Origin of the sequence: Phyllobacterium bourgognense (genome assembly GCF_003337575.1) — a bacterium.
GTDB classification, from domain to species: domain Bacteria; phylum Pseudomonadota; class Alphaproteobacteria; order Rhizobiales; family Rhizobiaceae; genus Phyllobacterium; species Phyllobacterium bourgognense.
In genome coordinates this window covers 435932-461324 of sequence record NZ_QPJM01000002.1, presented here as the reverse complement: position 1 = coordinate 461324, position 25393 = coordinate 435932, and the positions used below count along the sequence as shown (strand labels likewise).

Genomic DNA, 25393 nt, shown 5'->3' with positions numbered 1-25393 from the left:
CCGAACCGTCACACGTGCTTTGGCGGTTCCTGCACCTCGTCGGGGTTAGGCACCGGCATTTCGTCGGGCAAGCGGTCGGGAGGCGGTTCTTCCACCGGAATCTCGCCTGGCAGCGGATTGGGTTCGGGGGGCAGTTCTTCGGGCCGCGGCACGGGGCCCGGATCAACCGGCCGGTTCGTGTCTGGTCCTGGCTTCGGAATTGGTGCTGGATCGCCCATATTGTAACCTCCTTCCTTTCAAAGGTAATCCAACGCGTCCGCTAATGTTCCGCCGCTTCTTGCGCGCGCATGAGCTTTATGCTCGAATCGCCGTCATCCCGTAGCCAAAAATTGATAGACCGCCATGTCATTCAGACCACCGCAAAGCATAGCCGCCAGGTTCGACCGGGGCAGCCCGCCAAACGCGCTTGATATGGAAATCATGGCGGAAATGGCCGCCGCGCTTGGCCGTGCTGGAGAAAAGGTCGAACAGACGTTGGAAAAGCTTCACGCCGCACCGGAACCGGAGCGACTGCCCGAGCTTAAAGCCGCGGCGCGAGCAGTCCACGCATATTTCATCCAGCGTGAACTATGCGGCTTGCGCAATCACGACGACGCAATCCGCCACTACGGCATTCCACGTGCGGTGCTGGCGCGGCTCGGTGCTGCCTGACAGGCCTGAAGAGCTCTTCAGGCGATAAAGATTACTTTTCGGATTTCTCTTCTTCAAACATCACCGCCACATCCGAATTGGCCGACAGCCGAACCTTGTTGCCTTCCACTTCCGCCACCAGCGACGTTGAAATATAATGATGATGGCCCCTGTGCGAGCCCTCCCCGCTATCCTTTTTCGTCAGTTTGATGCGGGCCCCATCGACGTGATCCACTGTACCTACATGGACACCATCCGCTCCGATGACTTCCATATTTTCTTTGATGCCTGTTACAGCCATGACTTACCTCCAGAAGTTGCACGACAGGAACGCTCGAAATGAACTTTGGATGCATTGCTGCGTTGAAGGGTTACGCGGCAGTTGCGAAACCTCTACTTTGTTCGCAGAAATTCCATTTCGATCATACCGATAGGTCCTGACCCTAAATGACCCACGAAATTTTGACGCCCGGAGAGATGGGTGAAGCGGACAGGCGGTCGATCGCGGCCGGCCCTTGCGATGGATACGGGCTGATGCTGAATGCCGGGGCGGCTATTGCCCGCCACCTTCTCGCCAAACATGGCGGCACCTCCGGGTTTCATGTCCTGTGCGGACCCGGAAACAATGGCGGTGATGGCTATGTCGTTGCAAGGCTGCTCGCCGAGAGCGGTGCGACGGTAGATGTCTGGTCATCCGGCACACCGAAGCCGCAGACCGACGCCGCACGAGTGCTCCAGGAGTGTCCGCTCCAGCCGCGTCCCATCGGGGAGTTCCGGCCAAACTCCGGCAGTCTCGTTGTCGATGCGCTGTTCGGCGCAGGATTGAACAAAGAGGTAACAGGCGAAGCGGCCGCCGCAATCGGGCGTGCCAACGAAGCTTCGGTAAGGCGCGTTGCTGTCGATGTGCCTTCGGGGCTCGATGGCTTGACGGGCCAGCCGCTCGGTCCGGTCTTCAGGGCGACAAGCACAATAACGTTTTTTCGCAAGAAACCCGGCCACCTGCTGTATCCGGGGCGGCATCTGTGCGGCGAGTTGACCGTCGCAGATATCGGCATAAGCAACGACGTCCTGCACGATATCCAGCCACGCTGTTTTGAAAACACGCCCGACCTTTGGCGAGGCCAGATGCCTGCGCCGGAAGCCAATACCCACAAGTACAAGCGTGGTCACGTTGCGGTATTTTCCGGCGGTGCAACCGCAACAGGCGCCGCGCGGCTATCGGCGTTGGCGGCAGCAAGAAGTGGTGCGGGCGCTGTGACACTTCTGTCGCCGGCGGAAGCGCTAGGCGTCAATGCCGCCCATCTCACCTCGATCATGCTCAGCCGCTGCGACCACCCGGAAGATTTGCGATCTTTTATCGAAACACGGAGGGCCTCAAGTTTCGTCCTCGGACCTGGTTTCGGTATTGGTGAAAAAGCCCGCGACTTTGCCCTTGCCCTGCTGCGGAACCAGGATGCGAAACTGGTCTTCGATGCCGACGCGATCACATCGTTTCGGGATCATCCGGACATCCTTTTCAACGCCTCATGCAACGCACCGGAAATCCGTCTGGTGCTGACGCCGCACGACGGCGAGTTCAAGCGTCTCTTTCCCGATATTGACGAGAAAGACGTGCCTTCAAAGGTCGAACGGGCCCGCGCCGCCGCTGCCCGTGCCCATGCGATCATCATTTACAAGGGCGCCGACACTGTTATCGCATCGCCTGATGGACGCGCCGCAATCAATACCAATGGAACTCCGCTTTTGGCGACGGCCGGGTCGGGCGATGTTCTCGCGGGACTTGCCGCAGGTCTGATGGCGCAGGGTATGCCCGCATTCGAGGCCGCCTGTGCGGCGGTCTTCATTCACGGCGCTGCGGCACGCCGCCTGCGTTTTGGCATGATTGCCGAGGATCTTCCTGCAGCAGCAGCGTTTGTTCTTTCAGATTTGTTGGGGAGTTTGGTTCAGGAGTGATGGTTCCAGCAACGCAACCAGGACTGTTGAGATTGGCGCTCTGAAGTGGCGAAAATGGTGGTATTCGAGCACCGACGCGCAGAAAAACGCCATTTGCAATTCGCCAGAGCGCGAACCTTGGGATTGAGGAGATTGACTATGAGAATATTGTTTCGAACGATTGCCCCGATGTTAATGGCTGCATTGGCAGGATGCGCCGCAATTTCATATGCCAAGGATAATTATGCGGGGATTTCACCCCAGCAGTACAAAGCAGCCAATGGCGACAGATACACCATCTATGACAATATCGCGCAAAGCCGATTGATGATCGGGCCGGCAGGCAGCGCTTCTGCAACTGAAGGGTTCGTCAAAGGTCTTGGTCTCGGTTCCACACCTCCTGTCGTCTACCGCGATGCTGCCGAACAGTATTTGCGGTCTACCGAGCGCAACTGCACCGCGCAGGATGTCACCCTTATCCTCGACCCACGCTACGAGGTGCGCTATCGTTGTGACCGCACGCGCGGACCTGCCGATGTATTGCTCGGCCCTGCCCGGCCCGGATAGTTTGGATTTGTATTGATCCATTAACCCTGTCTTTACCTTGATCATTCACCTTGTTCTCAAGCGCGATTTGTACGGCGTACGCGCTTCCAATTTCCAAAGTTGTGTCGAGATTCATGTCAGGGCGAGGCGAAAACGGTGGTTTTCGAGCGCGGAGCGGCGTACATTTTGGTACGTGAGCACCGGAACACAGAAAAGCGCCGTTTGCAGGCCGCCATGGCGTGAATCTCGTCATCAATTCGTCGCAATGGCAGGCTAATGATTACACATAGCGAATAGCTTATTTCCATTTTTGACCACGGATGTACTGGCACTGGTGTCGAGGTAAGCTTAGGAAGGTCGGGTAGCTCCCGGCCTTTTGCTTTTTCAATCGCCACAGTTCGATGACGCCCGACTCGCCTGCGCATCGTCTTTCCGTCAATTGTATTCGAGCGTAACGACTACATTATCCGCGTAGGTTCCCGGCGAAGGAGTCGCCTGTTTCGGGACGCGCGCATAGATCGGAATTACCTTTTTTTTGCCCTCGCCTTGCTGGTCTTTCAAAAAACCTGTCGTTGCGTTGTCGCCCCAAGGCTGGCTTCGCTTGTCGTCCCTGTAAAGATTATAGCTGATCTTCTCATTGCCATTCGCCATGTTGCGGGTCTTGTTAACGTCGCCCTGACCACCCCATCCGAGTTTGACAGCATATTTCGTGCTTGCGTCGCAATGCACCGTCACGGCACCCTGCTGATCGCGAGGCTGGTCCAGTTCTTGCCAATTTCCGAAATCGATATGCTGACTGACATCCAATGTACAAAATGACTTGACGTGAACGCGGACCTGCAACGTTGTCGTTGCTGTCTTGCCGCCTGAGAAGCTGCAACCTGAAGGAAAGAACCATCCTCCGGATTCATCATAACGGAACGTGGCCTGAACAGTATCCGTATAGACCCCTTCCTCAAGGCCCGTTGTTTCGGGAATCCAACCGTATATTTTGAAATTTGAGGTGCTGGGCACCCATGTGAAAAGACTGATGAACCTGAATTCCAGCCTCATGTCATTGGCAACAGCAGTGCCGGCCCTATAAGGGTTCACATGGTTGGCAGCTCCATATAGTTGATATTTGATCTTTTTATTGTTGCGGTCCACCATATAGCGCCAATTTGTGTCCCCTCCGCCACTACCGGCGTCAAGTGACATGCACGCGCGAATGGGCTGTGAGAAAATACCCACAAAGTCGATCACCACGTAGCTTTGGCAGTTGGCATCTATCTGCATGGTTTCGTTAAAACTGCCGCCCAATCCTGGATCCAAATTACCAAAATCAAGCCCACCCGACCTGTTGAAAGCACAATTCGTATCTGCTGACGCGCTTCCCGATGCCAGAAACAGCACGAACAAACACATCAACGGCAGCAGAAAACGTTTCATTGGCACACCACATTTTTGATTGCGACCTGGGTTCCGGGCTGCGGGCTATAGGCGAAGGCCGCATGGCAGGTCTGACCATTGACGAATTCCACGGTGACATTGTTGTTGCGCGACAGCCCCTCGATAAAGGCCTCGCCATCATAACCAACGACGAATGTCGCATCCGACCCATCGATCCGGCCGAGGAGCCCGGCGTCAAGCGGCTTGCCGCCCGCATCGGTCAGCCCGACCAGCGCCGCGGCCGCGGCCTCCTTGACGTGGAAGTCGACGACGACACCGCCACTATTGGCTGGCACCACCACTGTGCGCGTATCGCGCACCACGGCATCGACGGGCAGGTTTTGCGGGTCGATATCGATCTGGTTCGGGTCCCAGGAATTGAGATCCGGCACGATCAGCCGCCCGCTGCTATTGGTGTATCCAACCACATTGTTGCGCGATCTCACCTCGACATTGGCCGCACCGACATCCACCACGGCAAAAGCATCATCAATGCGGTTTGTGGCGAAGACACCTCCGCCGGCAACGGCAATGGCACCGTCCAGCGAGCCACTGGCCCGAACGGCATCGCCATATTGCTGGACCCAACCATCGACACGCGCATATTTGCTGCGATAGTTGCCGCCAACCGATCGATTGGCTGTCTTGCCTTCGCTGGTTCGCACATTCCAGCCGTAGCTTCCTTCCTCGCGGGTTGCCGACTTTGAAACTTCGGCGAAACCGGCAATGTCTTTGCCGTTCTGATCGACACCGGTCGAACCATAAATATCATTGTCGAAGGACACGGAGAGACCGGCATAGACGCCGAAACTGTCGCTATCGTCGAGATCCTTGAAGGCCGAGGCGTAGAACGACGCGTTCTTCCACAGCGAAGTGCTATAGGAGGTGCTGGCGGTACGGATTTTGTCGCCGCCCTCCGTTTCAATCTGCGTGAACGACAAATTGATATTGGAGCGGCTGAATAGCGTCGGCAGGCTCAGGCTCACCTGATCCACCGCGCGCGGCATACGAGCCGAGAAAGTACGCGAACCTGGATAGTAGTAATTATATTGTTCGCGAATGCGTTCGTTATCGGCACTCACCGAAGCGATGTCGTCATAATTGCCATAGCTGCGCTGCATGCGGCCATAGAGCGAAAAATCATCATAGCGAAGTTCGAGCGAGCCATTGAGCAGCGTGCCGGTTTGCCCGTCGTGCTGGCTGCCGGCGGCGGCAAGCGATGTCGCGCCCCAGCGCCCGAGGGGAAAAGTGGCGCCTATGCCGCCATTGAGGAGATCGGCGCCGCCTTCCGCGTGTCCCTCCAGCGTCAGCCAGTTGGTCAGGCCATAGCGCATGGTCGCGGTGCCGAAGACATCGCTGGCATAGTCATTGGATTCGCTGCCGTAGTTACGGCGCGGAAAACCGACTTCCGCCGAGAAATCGATCAATCCCTTGGCCAGCTGTTCGCTCGCTGTGTAGAAGGGCAAGGTGGTCCGCGTCTCGCGGCCGAGCGTATCGCGGATGACGACCTGAGCCTCGCCGGAACCAGAGATGACCGGGAGGTTGGCGAGTTCGAACGGGCCCGCCGGAATGTCGGACGTATAGGTCTTTACATTTTGCGAGTAGACCTCAAGGGTCGAAGGCACGGCGGCCGAGCCCGAGACGACCGGCATGGGCAACGTCACCAGATCGGAGCGCAAGGCAAAGTTACGTTCCACCTGCATGCCGCCGAGATAGACCGAGCGCGTCCATGGCAGGCTGCGGGTAACGAAATCGCCGGCGTTGTAGGTGATCATTCGTTCCGGGTCGGAATAATTCCACGTCGTGTTGAGGCGCTTGAAGCCGTGCAGTTCGCCGTCGGAAAGACTGGCCGTAAACGATTGATTGACCGTGCCTAGCGGGCTGAAAAACCGGGCGTCGAAGCCGCCGGAAATGCCCTGAAACGGCTTGATATCCGCATCGGTCAGGTCGTTCGAGCTCGAATAGAGCGTATAATTCAGCACCGCGCCCGTACTCGATGTGGGCTTAGGGCGCTCGCGATCGCTGCGCTCGGCATCGAGATCGATCTTGCGTGGCACGCGCGCCGCATCTGTGGCGACAACGTAGATGCTCTGGGTTTCCGGCACGACATGATATTCGATGCCGGGCAGATCGTTGAGGTGGATTGACCCGTCCCGTCTGATCGCTGCCTTGAGCGGTTTGATGCCGACCTCTTCCAGCTCAGAGGGCTTCGCCGTCAGACTGCCATCCGGCAATTGTTCGAAGGTGCCGACAAAATCCGTGTTCACTTCATTGATAAAAACGGCGAGCTGCAGCCCTTGTGCGCCGCGGGCTTCGGTAGCTGCGGTGACAAGTGGATCGGTGGGCACCTCTTGCGCCTGCCCTGCCCCGACGAGACTGACAGAAAGGCACAGGGCTAACGAGCCGCGGCTAATTGCTGACATCGACATTGGCTTCTACCGGCCCTTTGTCAGTCTCAAGTTTCAGGATGGCGGGACCGGGGGTCAGGCCTTTGGCATTGCCGAGCTCGAACTGTGCCGAGCCGCCGGCAGTTACATACCCCGCAACGTCTTTCTTGATGGCAATGATCCTGCTGTTCTGCAGGAGCTGAACATCTTTCACGCGCAGCTTCGTCGCGCCGGTGTTGGTTCCCGACAAGAGATAGCCGCCATTGCCGCGCCGGATATTCCAGGTCACCTGCCCCGCCGGCGTCTCGGCAGCTCTGAAGAACACGGGTAGCGAGAACCGCACCGTGAAATTGACGTTGCCATTCTTCATCTGCGAGGGGTCCGGCAATTCGTCGACCAGAACGCGGTAGCTTTCCTCGATGGCGACCGGCTTCTTGCTCACGCGAACGACGCGTAAGGTGTATTGATTGTTTGCCCCAACCTGCGCCACCGGCGGGCTTGCGACCACGTCGGTTGTCGGATCGAGCCTTTCGATGCCCATGACCTGGCTCCAGCGGAACACCCGCACCTGAACCTTCACAGGCTTGTTGTCGCCATTCCTGAGCGTGATGACGCCGGCCGACTCCGGCAGCACCTTTTCCAGACGGGTGGGTGAAACCTGCAGGGAGGACGCCCCGGCAATACTGGTTTGCAACGCGCACAAGCCAAGAAGGCCCATGCCGTATAACAAGGATCGCATGGCGTCCTCCTGTGATGTGCGGGTTGGTTATTTTGCCGTCAGGGTTACAACAACAGTATCCGTGTAGGCACCCACAGGGGGTGTGGCTTGCACGGGTACACGGCCATAAACCGTGAAGGCCAAATTGGTACTGGTGGTTGCCGGCAATTCCTTTGTTACGGTATCGGTCCCGGAAGTAGCCCCCCACGGAGTGGCGTAAGTATTGTCCGTATAGAGGTTATAGTTGATCGTCTTTGTAGCGTCGCCAGTCTTGACCAGTTTGCGCTGGGCAACTGTTCCATTTTTGCCTCCATCAAGGCTGACCTCAACGGATTTTTTGGCGGTTGCCGTGCTAACATCAGTGCACGACACATTAAAAGTCGTCGACTGGTCAAGGTTTTCACTCAAAGTGGCCCAGGTACCGAAGTCCATAGTGCTATTGGCACTATTAGTAGTGTAAACACTGCAACCACTTTCAATCGTAAGCTTCACGTTGAGAGTTCCGGTTCTGGATGCAGCAAATGCAGAACCGGTGAGACCGAACGAGGCCGCAAGGACAGCGGCGCATGCGATGCGTATGGGGAAACGAGGTGTCATTAAAAAATTCCTTGATTAATTGATCACATGAAAATGACCCCTATTAATTGGGAGGGGCGTTTGGTTAACATGAGTTGAGGCATGTTTCAGGTCAAGCAGCATTCCGGTCAGAATACGAAGTAAATCCTATTTCTATGAAAATCATCTGGAGCGTGTTACCAAATAAACACATAACAACTTCTACGTGTCTCTGGATATTATACTTTAGTCTATTGTCCAAACCTTTCATGTAAGTCTCCAGTACCACGCTCATGGCCGGTGCCGGATCGACGCATGACGGAGATCAAAAATCGGGTGCAGTTTCACCAGATCGCGTGGCCTCATGCTCAATCACCAATTGCAAACGCAAGGTGCTTCATTCCAGTTCTTCGAAAACGCTGTCCAATAAAAATCAACTTGAACATTTGTGACATTCCCGTGAATAATGGCTCAAGGGGTGCGGGACAATTAAACAGATGCTGAATGAGTCGATACCCGGGGATGCGGTGACCCAGACGAGATTTCTGACACCGGACAATGTCAGTGCGGTGCTGAAAGGCTTGCCGCTCAAGGCACAGGCGGCGTTGCGCGCTGCGGCGCACCTGCCACGCGGCACCTTGACCATCACCACGCCCGACCGGGACGTCTTCAAGGTGGGTGGACGCCAGCGAGGCCCCGATGCCTCGGTTGTGCTGCACAACTGGAATTTGCCGCGCAGAGCCTTCGCCGGCGGCACCATCGGCGTTGCCGAATCCTATATGGACGGCGATTGGGATAGCCCCGATGTGACGACTTTTCTCGAGCTCTTCGTCGTCAATGAAGAGGTGGGTGAGGACCTAGCCGGCGGCTCCAACTGGTTTATCAACGCTGTACAGCGGCTGCGTCATTGGCTGAACGACAATACACGAGGCAGGTCGCGCAAGAACATCTCGGCACACTACGATCTCGGCAATGCCTTCTATAGAGAATGGCTCGACCCGACGATGACCTATTCCTCGGCGCTGTTCGATGAAGGCGTCAATGATCTCGAAGCGGCCCAGACCGCCAAATACCGGGCGCTCGCCAATAATATCGGCATCACTGCCGGGTCGCGGGTACTGGAGATCGGTTGCGGCTGGGGTGGCTTTGCCGAATATGCGGCGCGTGAGATCGGCGCGCATGTCACCGGGCTGACCATCAGTCGCGAGCAATTCGACTATGCGACGCAGCGCATCGAAAAGGCCGGGCTTTCCGGCATGGCCGAGATCAAATTTCAGGATTATCGCGACGAGACCGGCAAATATGACCATGTCGCCTCGATCGAGATGTTCGAAGCGGTTGGGGAAAAATATTGGCCGGTGTTCTTCGGCAAGGTCAAGGATTGCCTCAATCCGGGCGGCAGCGCCGGCATGCAGATCATCACCATCAATGACAAGAGCTTCGATCGCTATCGCAAACGGCCGGATTTCATCCAGCGCTATGTCTTCCCGGGCGGAATGCTGCCAACACCGGAGAGGCTGAAAAGCCTGGGCAAGGAGTTCGGCCTCGACCTCTACCGCGAAAACATCTTCCCGCAGGATTATGCCCGCACGCTGGCCGAATGGCGCGAGCGCTTCTGGGGCTCGTGGGACCAGCTGCGCAAACTCGGCTTCGATGGCCGCTTCAAAAAGCTCTGGGAATTCTATCTGTTTTATTGCGAGGCGGGGTTTCGCTCCGAATATATCGACGTGCGGCAGGTGTTTTACAAATCATGACCAACTCGCTCGATGAATCATTTGAGCGGATCTGGACAATCGCCGAGTCGCTGCACCTGCCCGAGCTCGTGCGCAGCACAACTCATGGCACACCTTCGTTGAAGGTGAAGACCTCGTTCATCGGGCGCATGAAAGATTGGGAGACATTTGCAATCCATTGCCCGCTAGAGGAGAAACCGCTGCTGATGGAGAGCGTTCCGAATATCTATTTCGAGACCGACCACTACAAAGGCTGGCCCTATATCCTCATGCACCTGGAGGCCGTTTCCGATGCGGAACTTGGCCACCGCATCAAACTTGCCTGGCATGCCAAGGCGCCTGCGAAAGTGAAAAAAACGCTCGCAGCGGGGTGAAGGTCGGGAAACCGGTTTGAGCATGGTTTTGAACGACCAAAGCCAATCCAAAACATTTTTTACGCAGAAAAGTCCCGAACTCATGCAAGAAGTGGCGATTCCTATGCAAGAAACTGCGATTCTGATGCAGAATTTTCAACGCTGGGATGAAATTTGGTTGTAGCGACGCGAAATTGCGCTAGCTGGCGGTCTCTATAAGCGCCGTTTCAACGCCCAGACCGGTGCGATCCGCCACTTCGCGCAAAGCAAAGGATGAGTTTATCTTGGTAACGTGCGGCATGGCCGACAACCAGAATTTATGTATCCGCTCGTAATCCTCAAGATCTTTTGCAGCAATACGCAAGAGATAGTCATATTCGCCCGACATCAGATAACACACCAATACATTGGGGCAGAGTTTTACTGCGGTCTCGAATTCACGCAGCTGTTTGTCCGCCTGTCCGGACAGCGAAATGTTGACGATAACGATAACCGGGTGTCCGAGCATCTTGTTGGAGAGACGTGCATGATAGCCACGGATGACGCCCGATTTCTCCAGTATATCCAGCCGCCGCGAGCACGCGGACTGCGATAGCCCGACCTTTTCGGCAAGCGTCGCATTCGACATGCGGCCATCTTTCTGCAAGCTGTCGAGAATAGCGATATCAATCCTGTCCAATGACATTGTTCGAACTTCCCCCTTATATCCAGACTTTTTGCGCAAGGATATTCGAAAAATCACGTGGCGTCGAGCCGTCTTGGCAAGGACATGCCACGCGATTCGTGCTGTTATATCTGTCTCAAAAGGGAACATCTCGGGTGTGCTGAGATTCTGGGTCAGGGCGAGCCGAAAATGGTGGTTTTTGGAGTCGCTTCAGCGACGAGCGCAGTGAACGTTCTCGTTCATGAGCACCGGATTGCAGAAAAGCGCCATTTGCAGGCCGCCATGGCGTGAATGTCAACACACCCTAAGCCAAACAGGAGACGTCATGCGCATAGGCTGCCCAAAGGAAATCAAAAACCATGAATATCGCGTCGGCCTCACTCCGGGCGCCGTACGCGAATACATTGCCCACGGCCATGAGGTCATCGTCCAGTCCGGAGCTGGTTTGGGGATAGGCGCCGACGATGGAGCCTACCAAGCGGCAGGCGCAAAAGTCGTCAAGACCGCCGAAGAAGTCTTCCAGCAGGCAGACATGATCGTCAAAGTGAAAGAGCCGCAGTCTTCCGAATGGGCGCAGCTTCGTGAAGGTCAGTTACTTTATACATATCTCCATCTCGCTCCGGATCCGGAACAGACCAAAGGTTTGCTGGCGTCCGGTGTCACTGCTATTGCCTATGAAACTGTCACCGATGACCGCGGCGGCTTGCCGTTGCTGGCGCCGATGTCCGAAGTTGCCGGGCGCCTGGCCATACAGGCTGGGGCAACGGCACTTCAGAAGGCCAATGGCGGCCGAGGTGTTCTGCTTGGTGGCGTCCCCGGCGTACTACCCGGCAAGGTCACCATTATCGGTGGCGGCGTCGTTGGCATCAATGCTGCGATGATGGCGACCGGCCTTGGCGCCGACGTCACTATTCTTGACCGCTCCATTCCGCGTCTGCGCCAGCTGGACGACCTTTTCCGCGGGCGTATTCATACGCGCTACTCGACCATCGAAGCCCTTGATGATGAAGTGTTTTCTGCTGACATCGTCGTCGGCGCGGTGCTGATTCCGGGTGCCGCTGCTCCAAAGCTTGTGACGCGCGAGATGCTTTCAGGCATGAAAAAGGGTGCGGTTATCGTTGACGTTGCGATCGATCAGGGTGGCTGCTTCGAGACATCGCATGCGACCACGCATTCCGACCCGACTTATGAAGTAGACGGCATCATCCACTACTGCGTCGCCAACATGCCGGGGGCCGTGCCGGTAACATCCGCTCACGCGTTGAACAATGCGACTTTGCAGTATGGTCTGCAGTTGGCTGATCGCGGCGTAAAGGCACTCGTTGACAATCCGCACCTGCGCAACGGCCTTAACGTCCACAAGGGACGCATCACCAATCAGGCTGTTGCCGAGGCACTCGGCCTCGAGATGGTCGAGGCAAAATCGGCAATAGCTGCCTGATATTGCTGCATAAATCAACGAAACCCGGTGCAAGCAGAACGTGCGCCGGGCCCGTCGAGATTCGCGCTATGACGAGACGAAAATGGTGGTTTTCGAGCACCGGAGCGCAGCGTACTTTAAGGTACGTGAGCACCGGAGTGCAGAAAAACGCCATTTGCAGGCCGTCAGAGCGGGAATGCTTTTCATGCAAGCTCAATGCGACACTGGAAGCAATTGTTCCTTGCCGACCGCATATGGACATAAGCGATATCGTCCCGTTTAAGCAATTCCTCAGCCCGGTTTGCGATGCCATCCGTCTTGATCACACCGCCCGTGCCGTAAACGATACGGTTTTGGCAGGAATAGCCACGAAGTATATAATCGCTATTCTCGCTAAACATTTCCGGTAGTTCTGCCGTTTCCTCGTGACGCTCACAGGCCTCCGCGTGCAGGAAGATCGGCCCTGTTTCAGCATAGGGTTGCGGTGCCGGGAACGGCCGGTGCGATAGCACCAGATATTTGTCGCCCGCCTTTACGTTCTGCAGACAATGCCGGCAAGGAACGCCATCCCCGTCGGAAGTAAAGATTTCGGGTGCCTGACCATTCGCATCCGCCCCGCCCGCTTGATAGTGGCGGGCAAGTGTTGTCGTCATGGCTATGAATCGGATCGGTTTCATCGGGTGCCTCCTTTGTCAAAGCAAGGAGACACCCAAATTTTGCACGAAACCACCCGATTCTTGCAGAACGCTATTTCGTGACGTCGATGTGAACAGTGATGTAACTGTAAACATCACTGCCAGGAGCCTTGCTCGAAATGACCACCTTGTCCGTGCCGACAAAACCAGATCTGGAAGTATAAAACGCGCCAACCGCCGCTACTTTATGTGTATTACACTTCTGTTGCGGATGGCCCTGTCTGAAAGATGGAGAAACAGACCCTCGCCAAAGATCAATCGTGCCATTTGCCGGCGCGGTTACAACTTTGAAGTCCGGAGTTCTGCCACCAGAACAATCAGGATTGACCATATAGTTGCTTAAAAGACCAGTTTTGTGGCCAGACTTCGCTGGGATCGTATAAATCGCCGATCCCGCCCTCGTAAACTTGAGGTCATCTGTTTGACAAGCAGAAGTCGACAAGCCTGTCACTATCAATGACAGGCCGCACACCATGTTCTTCAAATTCATTCTTAACCCCCAAAGAATCACTCAACAGCTCGTCTATAGAGGGGTATTCTGGAATCGCCTATAAGACAAAAGACAAATTTGACGACTGTTTATATTATTGCCCGAGGCTCTAATCCCAAGCTTCTATTTCCGCTTCTGCAAAACTGACAGGTTTAAAACCCATTCTTTGATACATTTGCAATGCGCGCGGACTATCGAGCGTATTTGTTTCGATGATCACCTTTTGCGGACTGCTCATCCATGCGGTCAGGATGGCTTCGTTCAGGAAGAACCTGGCGAGCCCCCTGCCCTGGAACTCCGGTACCAGACCGAAATAAAGGATTTCGGTGACCGCCTGCTCCTCATCGATGACGAGTTCAAAAAAGCCCGCTGGTGAACCATCGGCGTAAAGGACGTGTATATCGACATTGTTACGATGGATTATTGCCGCCAGCTCTTCATCATTGAGACGACGATGGACAGACCAATGATGCGGCTTGCCAACCTGTTCATAGAGAAAGCGATAGAAGGGTAATGAAATCTTCGTCGCGCGCATGAGCGCCAGCTTGAAGCTGACGGGTGTCGGTACGGATAGCGTCGGCCGCTCCGTCATTTCCAGATGTGTGACACGCGTCTTCAATATTCGTGGTCTGGTCATGATCTAAGCTTCGCCGGTAGCGACGGGAGTGTTTTTGTCTCCGCCCCACTCGGTCCAGGAACCATCATAGAGAATGTTGTCTTTATGACCGACCGATTCGAGTGCAAGCGTAACCACGGCGGCTGTTATCCCGGACCCACAACTCGTCACGACGGGACGTGACAAGTCGATGCCGGCATCATCGAAAACCTTGCGCAAACTATTGATATCCTTCAGATAACCATTGTCAGCCAGACTCGATGAAGGAACATTCCGCGCGCCGGGCATGTGGCCTGACCGCAGTCCAGCACGTGGCTCCGGATCGACACCCTTGAAGCGACCGGCCGACCGCGCGTCCGCGATCTGTCGGGATTGGCGTTGGACGATCTCACGCATATCGTCGAAACTCGCCACCTTGCTTGCTTCAAAGTTCGGGACAAAGGCCGAGGGGGCAATCCTGGTCACCTCGTCGGTGACAGGCCTGCCGGCGCTTTTCCAATTGTCGAATCCACCATCCAGGATTGAGACGTTCTCTGCGCCAAACGTGCGCAACATCCACCAGACGCGCGGCGAGGTCGTCATTCCAGGTCCATCATAAACCACGATCGTATCGTCGTTGGTGATACCCATGCTGCTGATTGTGGCTGCAAAGGCTTCCGGATTGAGCAGGGTATGCGGCAGCGATGAATCCGGATCCGAAATCTCTTCGTGATCGAAGAAAATCGCACCGGGAATGTGGGCTGCATCATATTCAGCTTTGGCATCCCGCTTTTGAGCTGGAAGATACCAGGACGCATCGAGAACGCTGAGACCGGGCTGGCCCAGTCTTTCCTGCAGCCAATCGGCTGAAACCACAAAAGGGCTTTTGTCTGCCACGTTCATACTCCCTCTGGCAATGGACCGAAGCGGATGCGGAACCGCCTGTTTTCCTTGCCTTTCTTTTCGATTTTTCCAATGTGGATCGCACCAACTTCACCGGTCGTCGCGACATGCGTGCCGCCGCACGGCTGCGAATCGACCGAAGCGTTTTCGCCAATGCAAACCAGCCTGATACGCCCCGTCCCTGTCGGCGGCCTTACGTTCTTGGACTTGATCAGGCCGGGATTTGCAGCGAGTTCGTCGTCCGTAATCCACCGGGTGAAGATCGGATGATTGGCGTTCACCAGTTCCATCATCTTCTGGGTAACGCTTTCCTTGGTCACACCTGCGTCCGGCAGATCAAAGTCGACACGGCTGTCATCCTCGCTGACTGCCGCGCCTGTAATCGGAAAAGGACAAACGACACTGAGCAGATGGCAGGCCGTATGCATCCGCATCAGCTTGTAGCGGCGGTCCCAATCGAGGCGCAGAGTGAGCTTTTCGCCGATTGCAGGAAGGGTCTGGTCGGACGCCGGTACGTGGATGATCTCTTCCTTGCTTTCACCCGTAACCGTTGCGGCGATGCCGATGGTTGAGCCATCAGAACGAACAAAAACACCGGTATCGCCGGGTTGGCCGCCCGAAGTGGCGTAAAATACGGTCTGGTCGGTCAGGATGCCGCCCCGCTCGTTTATTGCCAATACTGTCGCATCTATCTCTTTAAGATAAGAATCGTCGCGAAAAAGAATAGCCGTATCGTATGCCATCAGGATGCATTCTCGAAGGGAACGGATATATTGACCTTTGCTTCCATCCATGCCGGAACTGGCAAGTCCTTGGAGCGCAAGAACTCCGGATTGAACATTTTGGACTGATAGCGATTGCCGTAGTCGCACAGCACCGTCACGATAATCTTGTCCGGCCCCATATCCCGCGCCATGCGGATCGCGCCGGCAATATTGATCCCCGACGATCCCCCCAAACACAGCCCTTCTTCCTCGACGAGATCGAAAACAATCTCGAGCGCTTCAGCATCCGGGATCTGGTAGGAAAAATCTGGCGTAAATCCGACAAGATTTGCGGTGACACGGCCTTGTCCGATGCCTTCGGTTATCGAGTTCCCTTCCGATTTGAACTCGCCGGTCGTGTAGTAGGAGAACAATGCAGCGCCAAGTGGATCGGCAAGTCCGATCTTGATATTCGCGTCTCGTGCTTTCAGTCCCTGCGCTACCCCGGCGAGTGTACCGCCCGAGCCCACCGCGCATATGAAACCATCCACCTTGCCATTCGTATCACGCCATATTTCCTGTGCCGTCGTTTCCACATGCGCCTGACGATTGGCGACATTATCAAACTGATTGGCCCAGACGGCGCCATTCGGCTCGGTTTTTGCCATCTGCTCCGCGAGACGGCCGGAGACCTTTACATAATTATTCGGGTTCTTGTAGGGGACAGCCGGCACTTCTACCAACTCGGCACCGAGAAGGCGGAGGGCATCTTTCTTTTCCTGGCTCTGCGTTTCGGGAATAACGATGACGGTTCGATAACCAAGCGTCTTGGCCACCATGGTAAGCCCGATACCCGTGTTGCCCGCTGTCCCTTCGACGATCACACCACCTCGCCTCAGAAGCCCGCGTTCTTCGGCATCGCGGATTATATAGAGCGCTGCGCGATCCTTGACGGACTGGCCCGGATTCAAGAATTCTGCCTTGCCGTAAATCTCGCAGCCAGTGAGGTCAGAAGCCTTCTTGAGACGAATGAGCGGCGTGTTTCCGATGGTGTCGATCACTGAATCATACATAGGCCAAGTCCTTCATTCTGCGTGGCTTGAACCTATTTGTCCCGATCAAACCGTTCAAGCATAGAATTTTTCAAACCAGACGATATGCGGATATTTATTTCAAAGACACATATGAAAAGGCCGCCGACACGATGTGCCAGCGGCCTGATAATACGTCAACAGAAGCTGTCAAGCAGCCCTTGCGCCGAAGCCTTTTTTGTTGCGGCGGAATGGACGCTTCTGTGCGGGAGCACCCGCATCATTGCTCCATACCTTTTCACCACGCGGTTCACGCGGCTTGCCAGCAGACTGGCCGCGATGCGGCTTTTTGCCAGGCGCCCCGTTGCCGCCTTCGCGACGCGGCGGGCGCTGGTCGCTATTGGCAGCACGAGCAGGGAGGCTCGAAAGGTCGATCGGCGAGTCCGCCATTGGCAGACGCATACGCGTAACGCGCTCGACAGCCTTGAACTTGGAAGCCTCTTCCGCCGGATCATAGAGCGTGATCGCCTTACCGGACGCGCCGTTGCGGCCTGTACGGCCGATCCGGTGGACATAGCTCTCTGGCTCGTCCGGCAGATCGAAATTGATTACGTGGCTGATGCCAACGACATCGATGCCTCGCGCGGCGATATCGGTTGCGACCAGAATGCGCACGGAACCGTCCTTGAAGCCGTTCAACGCGCGCTGGCGTGCATTTTGCGACTTGTTGCCGTGAATGGCCGCAACGTTATAGCCGTCTTTCTCCAAAACGCGTGTGACCGCGTCAGCGCCATGCTTGGTCCGGGTAAAGACGATAACAGACGACAAGTCCGCATCCTTGAGCATGGCAGACAAAACCTGCTTCTTCTGCTTGGTCGGTATCATGTGAACGACCTGCTTGATCTCGGCAGCCGTTGTGCCCTGCGGCGCAACTTCCACACGAACGGGATTGCGCAACAGGCTTGCAGCCAATGTGGCAACTTCCTGTGGCATCGTTGCCGAAAACAAAGCTGTCTGGCGGTCGCGATGAGTGCCCTTGGCAATGCGCTTCACATCGTTGATGAAGCCCATGTCGAGCATGCGGTCAGCTTCGTCGAGCACGAGCCAGCGCGTCTCCGAGAGATCAACGCGGTTGTCACGTACGAGGTCGGTCAAACGTCCTGGCGTTGCAATCAAGACATCGACGCCAGCCTGCATCTTGTTGATCTGGGCAATGCGCGAGACACCGCCAAGAACGAGAGCGGTGGAGATGTGAGCGCCCTTGGCCAGGGTACGGAACGTCTCTTCGATCTGCACGGCAAGTTCGCGGGTTGGGGCGAGAACCAGCGCGCGGGCAGTCTTACCCTTGCGCTTGTCACCGATGGTTATGATTTTCTGCAGGATCGGCAGTGCGAAAGCCGCTGTCTTGCCGGACCCCGTCTGGGCGATACCAAGAATGTCCTGACCAGCGAGCTGTGCAGGGATGGCCTGTGCCTGGATGGGCTTTGGAGTGGCCATTCCGGCTGCCTCGACTGCTTTGAGCAGGACGGCATTCAGACCCATGGCGGCAAAGCCGTTTGTTTCAATAGTTTCCAATTCAATCTTCTTTCATTGGCCGGCGCGGAAAACCGCGGGCCACACAACGCATCACAGGGCGCAACCTGCGTGCAATAATTTTGGGATAAACGACGAGACGCGAGGAACCCTGTGCCAATGGCTTTGGGTTCATGCGACTTGCGCAGCCGTGCCCATCGCATCATGCGGATGGGTCTCAGACGCCACGAAGTCCTTAACTGGAAGACCGGGTTGCCCGGTCCAAGCGCCTGACCGGCATATGGGCCTTCTTATGCCAAAAAGCAAACGATTTTATTGTGCGGCGCAAAAACGAACAAGCTATTTGGCGAAACGCTTGGCCCCCGCCACGCATAGTATCACTGCAACAGTGACGGCGATCATCGGCCAGCTGACGGATTCGTGCAGCAGTGTCGCAGCGAGAACCAAACCAAAGAAGGGTTGTAGCAACTGCAGTTGACCGACAGCCGCAATTCCGCCTTGAGCCAACCCGCGATACCAGAAAATGAAACCTATCAGCATTGAAAAAAGCGAGACGTAGAAGAGGCCAATCCAGGCGGGCTGTTTGATGATGCTCAAATCCGACGGGAAGACATAGAGGGTCAGGGGTAGCGTGACTGGCAACGAAAGGACCAGCGCCCAGCAGATCACCTGCCAGCCCCCCAATTTGCGCGACAACTGGGCACCTTCCGCGTAGCCGAGACCGCAAACAACAATGGCCGCGAACATCAAAAGATCGCCGGTTAGCGAGGCCGCGAAATTCTGCGACAATGCAAATCCGGCAACAAGCAGGCTGCCCGCACAGGAAAACAGCCAGAACATGGGACGCATGCGCTCGCCGCCGCGCAATACACCAAATATGGCAGTTGCAAGCGGCAAAAGCCCGATGAACACAATGGAATGAGCCGACGTGATGTGGCGTAGCGCCAGCGCGGTCAGAAGTGGAAAGCCAACGACGACGCCCATAGCAGTTACAAACAACGGGCCGAGATCCGTCCTCATCGGGCGCTTTTCGCGGAAAGCCAGTAGCAGGGCAAGTGCCAGCGCAGCCGCAATCGTGGCACGCGCACCGGTCAGGAAGATGGGATCGAATCCGGCAACGGCTGCCCGAGTGGCAGGTAAGGACCCGCTGAAAATAAGTACGCCGATAAATCCGTTAATCCAGCCGCTTGTTATCTTGTCCATATTTTCTCTGCCATGCGATCACATCGTGAGCTGTATCCACCTTGCGCCGTAGATTTTCCAGATACGGTACAGTACAATACACGCAAACTGTCATGGGATGGCAAGCAGTACAGATGGACAAAACCGTTGAACTCAAGCTCGAAGGCGGTACGTTGGTCAATCGCGTGATGCGCGAGGTCCGTCAACGTATTGCTGGGCGGGCACTCACGCCGGGAGCAAAGCTCCCCTCGATACGCAGTTTTGCCGAGACGTTATCAGTATCGAAATCGACAATTGTCGAGGCATATGATCGGCTCGCCGCCGACGGTGTTATTTTGTCCCGGCGCGGCTCAGGCTTTTATGTCGCCGGTCATATGCCGCCTTTGTCACTGTCTGAAATCGGGCCGCGGCTGGACCATGCCATTGATCCGCTTTGGGTGTCGCGCACATCACTCGATGCAAATGACAGCATGGCGATGCCTGGCTGTGGTTGGCTACCATCCCCATGGATGCCTGAAGCAGGAATTCGCCGCGCCCTGCGCGCCATGGGAAGGGCGGATGGGTCCTCCCTCACCGACTATGCATCGCCGCTAGGGTTGAAACCATTGCGCCAATTACTTGCGCGCCGCATGGGTGGCCATAGCATTGAGGCGGTGCCCGACCAGATCATGTTGACGGAATCGGGCACGCAGGCAATCGATCTACTTTGCCGTTTCCTGATTGAGCCTGGGGATGCCGTCATTGTCGACGACCCGTGTTATTTCAACTTCCACGCCTTGCTCAAGGCCCATCGCGCTAAGGTGATCGGGGTACCTTATACGCCGAACGGTCCCGACCTCGACCGTTTTGCGGACGCGCTTTCGGAACACCGACCCCGCCTCTACATTACCAATTCCGCCCTGCATAACCCCACTGGCGCAGTGCTTTCGCCCGTCGTCGCCCACCGGCTGCTCAAGCTTGCAGAACAGCACGATCTGACAATCATCGAAGATGATATCTTTGCCGATTTCGAACATGAATCGGCACCTCGGCTCGCTGCGTTCGATGGGCTAGATCGGGTCGTGCATATCGGCAGCTTTTCCAAATCGCTATCGGCATCTGTTCGCTGCGGCTTCATTGCTGCGCGGCGCGACTGGATCGAAGGGCTAGTGGATTTGCGTATCGCTACATCCTTTGGTGGCGGACGCCTGGGTGCAGAACTCGTACTATTCATGCTGAAGGATGGAAGCTATCGCAAGCACATGGACGGCCTGCGCACGCAACTGGCAAAGAGCATGGGCGACACAATCGCCAAGCTGAAGTCGCTCGGCTTGGTTCCCTGGATTGAATCGCGCGGCGGCATGTTTCTGTGGTGCAAACTGCCCGAAGGCGTGGATGCTGCAAAAATTGCGCAGCGCGGTCTGGGAGAAGGTGTCATTTTTGCGCCAGGCAATGTGTTCAGCCAGTCGCAGGCCGCATCTTCTTACATGCGTTTCAATGTGGCGCAGTGCAACGACCCGCTTATTTTCACGGTACTGCAAAGACTGATTGCCGATCAGGCCGCTTCCGCCAGTTTTTGAAGGGCCAAGACGGTGCGCCAGTTGCGCGCGGTGAGCGGCACTTTCAGCGCCTTGTCGAGTGCGAGGGCGAGTTTCGAAGTGCCAAAACCGTCGGGCGTATAGAGGTAAAGAACACGGTTCCTGACAGTAAAACTTTCGGTCTCACTCGCTTTGCTGGCAAAATTTTCAAGCGCAGTGTCAGTCGGGTCTTCATCAAGAATGACGGCGTGAAGCGACTTTGGGTTTTCTTGGGCTTGGGGATAAGGATTCTTCGCGATCATACAGTTCCATTCATCAATGTTACGAATGGAGACACGCGATTCGAAACTGAACGTTTTCACGAAAATGCTCGAAATTGCCTCGGCAATCTGGCGCGCCGTCTTGTTGGACCTGAGAACGACGTTGCCGCTTTGTACATAGGTTTTCACACCCTCGAAGCCGGCCCCAACAAGCATGTCCCGCAGTGCTTCCATGTTAACTTTTTTGTTGCCGCCAACATTGATGCCGCGAAACAGCACAATATAGATAGTCACTTTGCATCCCCCGCCATTTGCTTAGCCAAATGGGCCAGCTTGAGCACTGTATTCCAGTTTCTCGCTGTAGCTGCAACTTTCAATGTTTTCTCAATCTTAGGATGCAGTCGTGCATTCGAAACGCCTTGTGGTGTGTAGTAATACAGCACCCTGCCCCTTATCTCGAACTGCTCCGGCCCTATCGCTTTTTGCTCCAGTGCCTTCACTGCCCCGGGATCAGGTGCCCGTTCCAGAACATAGGCATGAAGTTTTGCCGGTTCACTCACAGCCAGCGGGAATGGATTTTGGGTAATGAGTCTGGCCCATTCCGCCCTACTAACGATCATGATGTGCTTGGAGAAGCCAAAATGTTCCAGTGCGATCGTAGCCACACGCTTAACGATACGCTTCGGCGCATCATTTGAGGTGAGAACGACATTGCCGGTGTTGATATAGGTTACAACGGACTTAAAGCCTTCCTCGACCAAGGCCGCTTTCAATGGCTGCACAGGAAGCAACGTATCACCGCCGACACCGCGAAACAGAATGATCCAGCAGGTCACTATGCCTCCTCAGATAATCAATCCGGCAATGGTCTCATTGTCGGTGATGTCCTGATATGCCCAACCTGCTTCGTCGAAACGTTTGAACAGCATGTCGAAATTGAGCTTGTTCTTGGTTTCGATACCGATGAGGACGGAACCGAAATTGCGCGCGGACTTCTTGAGATATTCGAAACGCGCAACATCATCGTCCGGTCCCAAAAGGTCAAGAAACGACCGCAAAGCGCCCGGCCGCTGCGGGAACCGGAAGATAAAATACTTCTTCAGTCCCTCGTATCGCAGCGACCGCTCCTTCAGCTCCGGCAGCCGTTCAAAATCGAAATTGCTGCCTGATATAACCAGAACGATCCGTTTGTTCCTGATATCGCTCTTCTTGAAATCCTTGAGTGCATCGATGGCGAGAGCGCCGGCCGGCTCTACTACGATGCCCTCGATGTTGAGCATCTCGAGAATGGTTGAGCTCAGGCGGTTTTCTGGAATCAAAGTGACAGAGTCTGCCGTGAAGCCTTTGAGTAATTTGAAGTTTTCGCGGCCGATCTCTGCAACTGCGGCGCCGTCGACGAAATTGTCCACAGTGTCAAGTTTGATACGTTTGCCTGCTTCGAGACTGCGTTTCAGGCTTGGCGCACCGGCTGGCTCAACGAAGCGGAAGCGGGTCTCCCAGCCGAGATCGCCAAGATAGCGTGTAACACCACCGGAAAGCCCGCCACCGCCGACAGGCAGGATCATCAGGTCGGGCTTGCGCTTGTCCGGCAGCTGCGTGGCGATTTCATGCGCCACGGTCGCTTGCCCAGTGATGATATCCATGTGGTCGAAAGGCGGAACCATGATTGCGCCGCTTGTCGCAGCATAGTCCTGCGCAGCAGCGTAGCATTGATCGAAGATATCTCCGAACAGGCGGATTTCGATGAACTCGCCGCCAAAACTGCGCGTCTTGTCGATCTTCTGTTGCGGTGTCGTCACCGGCATGAAAACGACACCCTTTTTGCCAAAATGCCGGCAGATGAAGGCAAAACCCTGTGCGTGGTTTCCTGCCGAAGCACAAACAAAAGACGAATCCTCTGACTTGTGCTCGCTCAGATAATGAGAGATGAAATTGAACGCGCCCCGGATCTTGTAGGACCGCACAGGTGACAGATCTTCGCGCTTGAGCCAGATCTGTGCGCCGTATTTCTGGGAGAGATAATGGTTGAGTTGCAGCGGTGTTTCGGGAAACAGCACGCGCATTTTTTCCGTCGCGCGATCCACGGCCTTGATGAATGCAGTCATAGGAACAGGCCAACCTTCGTAAATGTCCGGACATCGATAATCCCGACATCAGATATACGCAATTCCGGAATGACCACCAGCGCCAGCAGCGAATGCTGCATATAGGCGTTATTGAGAGTACAGCCCATCGCACGCATGGCGTTGACGAGTTTATCAGCCTTTGCTGCGACGATTTCAGCGCGCTGATCAGACATCAGGCCAGCGATAGGCATTTCCACCATGGCAAGTTCCCGGCCCTTGGAAAACAGCACCACACCACCGCCAACTTCACCAAGCCGATTGGCAGCCTTGGCCATATCGTCTTTGTTGGTGCCAACGACAATCATGTGGTGACTATCGTGGGCGACAGTTGAGGCCATAGCGCAATCGAGGGTATAGCCAAAGCCGGAGACAAAGCCGTTAACCACCTTCCCTGTTCCGCGATGCCTCTCGACGAGAGCGATTTGGCAGACATCGTTGCGTCGATCCATTTGAACAATGCCGTCCGAGACTGACAACTCCGCCTCCAATGCTTTTGTGGGCGCTTGATTTTCGATGACGCCGATCACACGCGCGGTGATCTGCTTTGTGGGTCTCGGAGACTTGATATCAAAATCTCTGGCCTTCAAATTTTTCCCGAGCTTGATCGTATTCTTGGCAAATGCTGGATAGTTGTAGGCCGGAATCTCAGCGACGAGCTTACCTTTCTCCGCAACAAGCGCGCCCCGCGCGTAAACACGGTCGATCGTCAGATTTGGCAAGTCTGATACAAGAAGGAAATCTGCAAGTCGTCCCGGTGTGATTGAGCCGATCTCCCGCTCCAGCCGAAAATGCTGCGCTGTATTGAGTGTCGCCATCTGGATCGCCGTCACTGGTTTTAACCCCTGGGCTATGGCGTGACGGACGACACGGTCCATATGACCTTCGTTCACAAGCGTGCCTGAGTGACTGTCATCGGTGCACAGGATGAAATTGCGCGGATCGAGGCCCTGTTCCGTAACCGCTTTGATCTGGCGGGCAACATCGTACCAAGCGGATCCGAGACGCAGCATAGCTCGCATGCCCTGACGCACCCGGGCAATAGCATCCTCCATGCGGGTACCTTCATGGTCGTCTTCGGGCCCCCCTGCCACGTAACCGTGGAAAGCACGTCCAAGCTCGGGCGATGCAAAATGCCCCCCGACTGTCTTTCCGGCCTTTACGGTGGCGTCAATACCACCCCGCATGGTGGCGTCGTTGTTGGCGACTCCAGGAAAGTTCATCACCTCGCCGAGACCGATGATATTGGGCCACGTCATCGCTTCGGCAACGTCGTCCGGGCTTATGGAGGCACCTGCATTCTCCAATCCCGGTGCCGATGGAACACAACTCGGCATCTGCACGTGCACATTGATCGGCATGGCAAGCGCTTCGTCGTGCATCAGGCGGACGCCATCGAGCCCCAACACATTGGCGATCTCGTGCGGATCAATGAACATCGACGTAGTACCATGAGGAATGACGGCGCGCGTAAACTCAGTCACCGTGACCATACCGCTTTCGACATGCATATGCGCGTCGCACAGACCAGGCACGAGATAGCGTCCACCCGCGTCAACGACCTTCGTTTTCGGCCCGATGCAGTGCTCCGCTCCTTGCCCGACAAAGGCAAAGCGCCCGGCCACAATCGCAAGATCGGTACCAGCTATGATTTCTCCGGAATAGACGCTTACCAGACGACCGTTGCGGACAACCAGATCGGCATGTTTGCGGCCCATCGCAACGTCAACAAGCAGCGGCGCTGATTCCGTCCATATTGCTGGTTTGGCTGCCTGTTTGCTCATCGCCGTCACTCCGATCGCCTGATCTATTCGAATATGCATATACCAAAAAACAACGTGACTGCTCTGTTCACAGTGGAATTCTCAAAAAATTCGGCGAAATCCATGAATTGCTTGACAGAACCGCGATCGTTGCGTCCGATAGGTCTCATGCGCCGCGTCGAAAACGGAGTTGCCAATGACCGGGGGAAGCGTTGGCATGGTCTGACTGCG

At 55.7% G+C, this 25393-nt stretch carries 26 protein-coding genes; 7 read left to right on the top strand and 19 right to left on the bottom strand.

The features are described 5' to 3' along the window. Positions 1-8: 8 nt before the first annotated feature. The gene (locus C7476_RS05885; RefSeq protein ID WP_114428946.1) at positions 9-218 is read right to left on the bottom strand and encodes a hypothetical protein; all 210 of its coding nucleotides are present in this window, start codon (positions 216-218) and stop codon (positions 9-11) included. A gap of 124 nt (positions 219-342) precedes the next feature. Between C7476_RS05885 and C7476_RS05880 the strand changes: the two genes are divergently transcribed. Then, positions 343-651, top strand: coding sequence for a DUF6665 family protein (locus C7476_RS05880; RefSeq protein WP_114428945.1), 309 nt, complete (start codon positions 343-345; stop codon positions 649-651). A 31-nt stretch (positions 652-682) separates the two neighbouring features. Here the strand turns inward: C7476_RS05880 and C7476_RS05875 are convergent, their stop codons facing one another. Beyond that, positions 683-931, bottom strand: a complete 249-nt coding sequence (locus C7476_RS05875) for a DUF2171 domain-containing protein (protein ID WP_114428944.1) — start codon at positions 929-931, stop codon at positions 683-685. Between the two features lie 146 nt (positions 932-1077). Here C7476_RS05875 and C7476_RS05870 point away from each other — a divergent pair, with 146 nt between their 5' ends. Both C7476_RS05870 and C7476_RS05865 read left to right on the top strand, forming a co-directional pair. Further along, positions 1078-2583 (top strand): NAD(P)H-hydrate dehydratase, encoded by a 1506-nt coding sequence (locus tag C7476_RS05870; RefSeq protein ID WP_114428943.1) that lies wholly within the window; start codon positions 1078-1080, stop codon positions 2581-2583. Positions 2584-2721: 138 nt separating this feature from the next. Further along, the gene (locus C7476_RS05865; protein WP_147274621.1) at positions 2722-3129 is read left to right on the top strand and encodes a hypothetical protein; all 408 of its coding nucleotides are present in this window, start codon (positions 2722-2724) and stop codon (positions 3127-3129) included. Positions 3130-3543: 414 nt separating this feature from the next. Here the strand turns inward: C7476_RS05865 and C7476_RS05860 are convergent, their stop codons facing one another. Genes C7476_RS05860 through C7476_RS05845 form a run of 4 tightly spaced genes read right to left on the bottom strand, consistent with a single transcriptional unit; the run spans position 3544 to position 8238 of the window. Further along, positions 3544-4536 (bottom strand): Csu type fimbrial protein, encoded by a 993-nt coding sequence (locus C7476_RS05860; protein WP_114428941.1) that lies wholly within the window; start codon positions 4534-4536, stop codon positions 3544-3546. Next, positions 4533-6959, bottom strand: coding sequence for a fimbria/pilus outer membrane usher protein (locus tag C7476_RS05855; protein ID WP_245426127.1), 2427 nt, complete (start codon positions 6957-6959; stop codon positions 4533-4535). Before C7476_RS05855 ends, C7476_RS05860 begins: the two co-directional genes overlap by 4 nt. Next, the gene (locus C7476_RS05850) at positions 6946-7662 is read right to left on the bottom strand and encodes a fimbrial biogenesis chaperone (protein ID WP_114428939.1); all 717 of its coding nucleotides are present in this window, start codon (positions 7660-7662) and stop codon (positions 6946-6948) included. The genes C7476_RS05855 and C7476_RS05850 overlap by 14 nt, the downstream gene beginning before the upstream one ends. A 27-nt stretch (positions 7663-7689) precedes the next feature. Further along, on the bottom strand, positions 7690-8238 hold the full coding sequence (locus tag C7476_RS05845) for a Csu type fimbrial protein (protein ID WP_114428938.1): 549 nt from the start codon (positions 8236-8238) through the stop codon (positions 7690-7692). A 455-nt stretch (positions 8239-8693) separates the two neighbouring features. Between C7476_RS05845 and C7476_RS05840 the strand changes: the two genes are divergently transcribed. Together C7476_RS05840 and C7476_RS05835 are read left to right on the top strand one after the other, a co-directional pair. Next, complete coding sequence (locus tag C7476_RS05840) at positions 8694-9950, top strand: SAM-dependent methyltransferase (RefSeq protein ID WP_114428937.1); 1257 nt, start codon at positions 8694-8696, stop codon at positions 9948-9950. Beyond that, positions 9947-10303: a hypothetical protein gene (locus C7476_RS05835; protein WP_114428936.1), complete on the top strand. Its 357-nt coding sequence runs from the start codon at positions 9947-9949 to the stop codon at positions 10301-10303. Before C7476_RS05840 ends, C7476_RS05835 begins: the two co-directional genes overlap by 4 nt. A 178-nt stretch (positions 10304-10481) precedes the next feature. On the opposite strand, the gene C7476_RS05830 is transcribed toward C7476_RS05835, so the two are convergent. Then, positions 10482-10967 carry an Lrp/AsnC family transcriptional regulator gene (locus tag C7476_RS05830; protein WP_114428935.1) on the bottom strand — a complete coding sequence of 162 codons (486 nt, stop codon included), beginning with the start codon at positions 10965-10967 and terminating at the stop codon, positions 10482-10484. A 304-nt stretch (positions 10968-11271) separates the two neighbouring features. Here C7476_RS05830 and ald point away from each other — a divergent pair, with 304 nt between their 5' ends. Beyond that, on the top strand, positions 11272-12387 hold the full coding sequence (gene ald, locus C7476_RS05820) for an alanine dehydrogenase (RefSeq protein WP_114428933.1): 1116 nt from the start codon (positions 11272-11274) through the stop codon (positions 12385-12387). A 182-nt stretch (positions 12388-12569) separates the two neighbouring features. Here the strand turns inward: ald and C7476_RS05810 are convergent, their stop codons facing one another. From C7476_RS05810 to C7476_RS05780, 8 genes are all read right to left on the bottom strand, one after another. After that, a complete protein-coding gene (locus C7476_RS05810; RefSeq protein ID WP_114428931.1) occupies positions 12570-13043 on the bottom strand; it encodes a DUF1203 domain-containing protein in 474 nt (157 codons plus the stop codon). A 70-nt stretch (positions 13044-13113) separates the two neighbouring features. Beyond that, on the bottom strand, positions 13114-13551 hold the full coding sequence (locus C7476_RS27805; RefSeq protein WP_147274619.1) for a hypothetical protein: 438 nt from the start codon (positions 13549-13551) through the stop codon (positions 13114-13116). A 109-nt stretch (positions 13552-13660) separates the two neighbouring features. After that, entirely contained in the window at positions 13661-14188 is a 528-nt protein-coding gene (locus C7476_RS05805) for a GNAT family N-acetyltransferase (RefSeq protein WP_114428930.1), read from the bottom strand. Between the two features lie 3 nt (positions 14189-14191). Further along, the gene (gene sseA / locus C7476_RS05800; protein ID WP_114428929.1) at positions 14192-15043 is read right to left on the bottom strand and encodes a 3-mercaptopyruvate sulfurtransferase; all 852 of its coding nucleotides are present in this window, start codon (positions 15041-15043) and stop codon (positions 14192-14194) included. A 2-nt stretch (positions 15044-15045) separates the two neighbouring features. Next, complete coding sequence (locus tag C7476_RS05795) at positions 15046-15792, bottom strand: alanyl-tRNA editing protein (RefSeq protein WP_114428928.1); 747 nt, start codon at positions 15790-15792, stop codon at positions 15046-15048. After that, positions 15792-16826 carry a cysteine synthase A gene (locus tag C7476_RS05790; RefSeq protein ID WP_114428927.1) on the bottom strand — a complete coding sequence of 345 codons (1035 nt, stop codon included), beginning with the start codon at positions 16824-16826 and terminating at the stop codon, positions 15792-15794. The genes C7476_RS05795 and C7476_RS05790 overlap by 1 nt, the downstream gene beginning before the upstream one ends. 168 nt (positions 16827-16994) lie before the next feature. After that, complete coding sequence (locus tag C7476_RS05785) at positions 16995-18326, bottom strand: DEAD/DEAH box helicase (protein ID WP_114429049.1); 1332 nt, start codon at positions 18324-18326, stop codon at positions 16995-16997. A gap of 330 nt (positions 18327-18656) precedes the next feature. Continuing rightward, positions 18657-19520 (bottom strand): DMT family transporter, encoded by an 864-nt coding sequence (locus C7476_RS05780; protein ID WP_114428926.1) that lies wholly within the window; start codon positions 19518-19520, stop codon positions 18657-18659. Between the two features lie 113 nt (positions 19521-19633). Between C7476_RS05780 and C7476_RS05775 the strand changes: the two genes are divergently transcribed. Further along, entirely contained in the window at positions 19634-21058 is a 1425-nt protein-coding gene (locus C7476_RS05775) for an aminotransferase-like domain-containing protein (protein ID WP_114429048.1), read from the top strand. Here the strand turns inward: C7476_RS05775 and C7476_RS05770 are convergent. From C7476_RS05770 to ade, 4 genes are read right to left on the bottom strand one after another with little or no spacing between them, the layout of a single operon-like run. After that, complete coding sequence (locus tag C7476_RS05770; RefSeq protein WP_114428925.1) at positions 21034-21570, bottom strand: DUF1697 domain-containing protein; 537 nt, start codon at positions 21568-21570, stop codon at positions 21034-21036. The two genes, C7476_RS05775 and C7476_RS05770, sit on opposite strands and share 25 nt — an antisense overlap. Continuing rightward, positions 21567-22112, bottom strand: a complete 546-nt coding sequence (locus C7476_RS05765; protein WP_114428924.1) for a DUF1697 domain-containing protein — start codon at positions 22110-22112, stop codon at positions 21567-21569. The genes C7476_RS05770 and C7476_RS05765 overlap by 4 nt, the downstream gene beginning before the upstream one ends. 9 nt (positions 22113-22121) lie before the next feature. Beyond that, positions 22122-23381, bottom strand: a complete 1260-nt coding sequence (gene ilvA, locus C7476_RS05760) for a threonine ammonia-lyase IlvA (protein WP_114428923.1) — start codon at positions 23379-23381, stop codon at positions 22122-22124. After that, the gene (ade, locus tag C7476_RS05755; protein ID WP_114429047.1) at positions 23378-25183 is read right to left on the bottom strand and encodes an adenine deaminase; all 1806 of its coding nucleotides are present in this window, start codon (positions 25181-25183) and stop codon (positions 23378-23380) included. The genes ilvA and ade overlap by 4 nt, the downstream gene beginning before the upstream one ends. Positions 25184-25393: the final 210 nt, after the last annotated feature.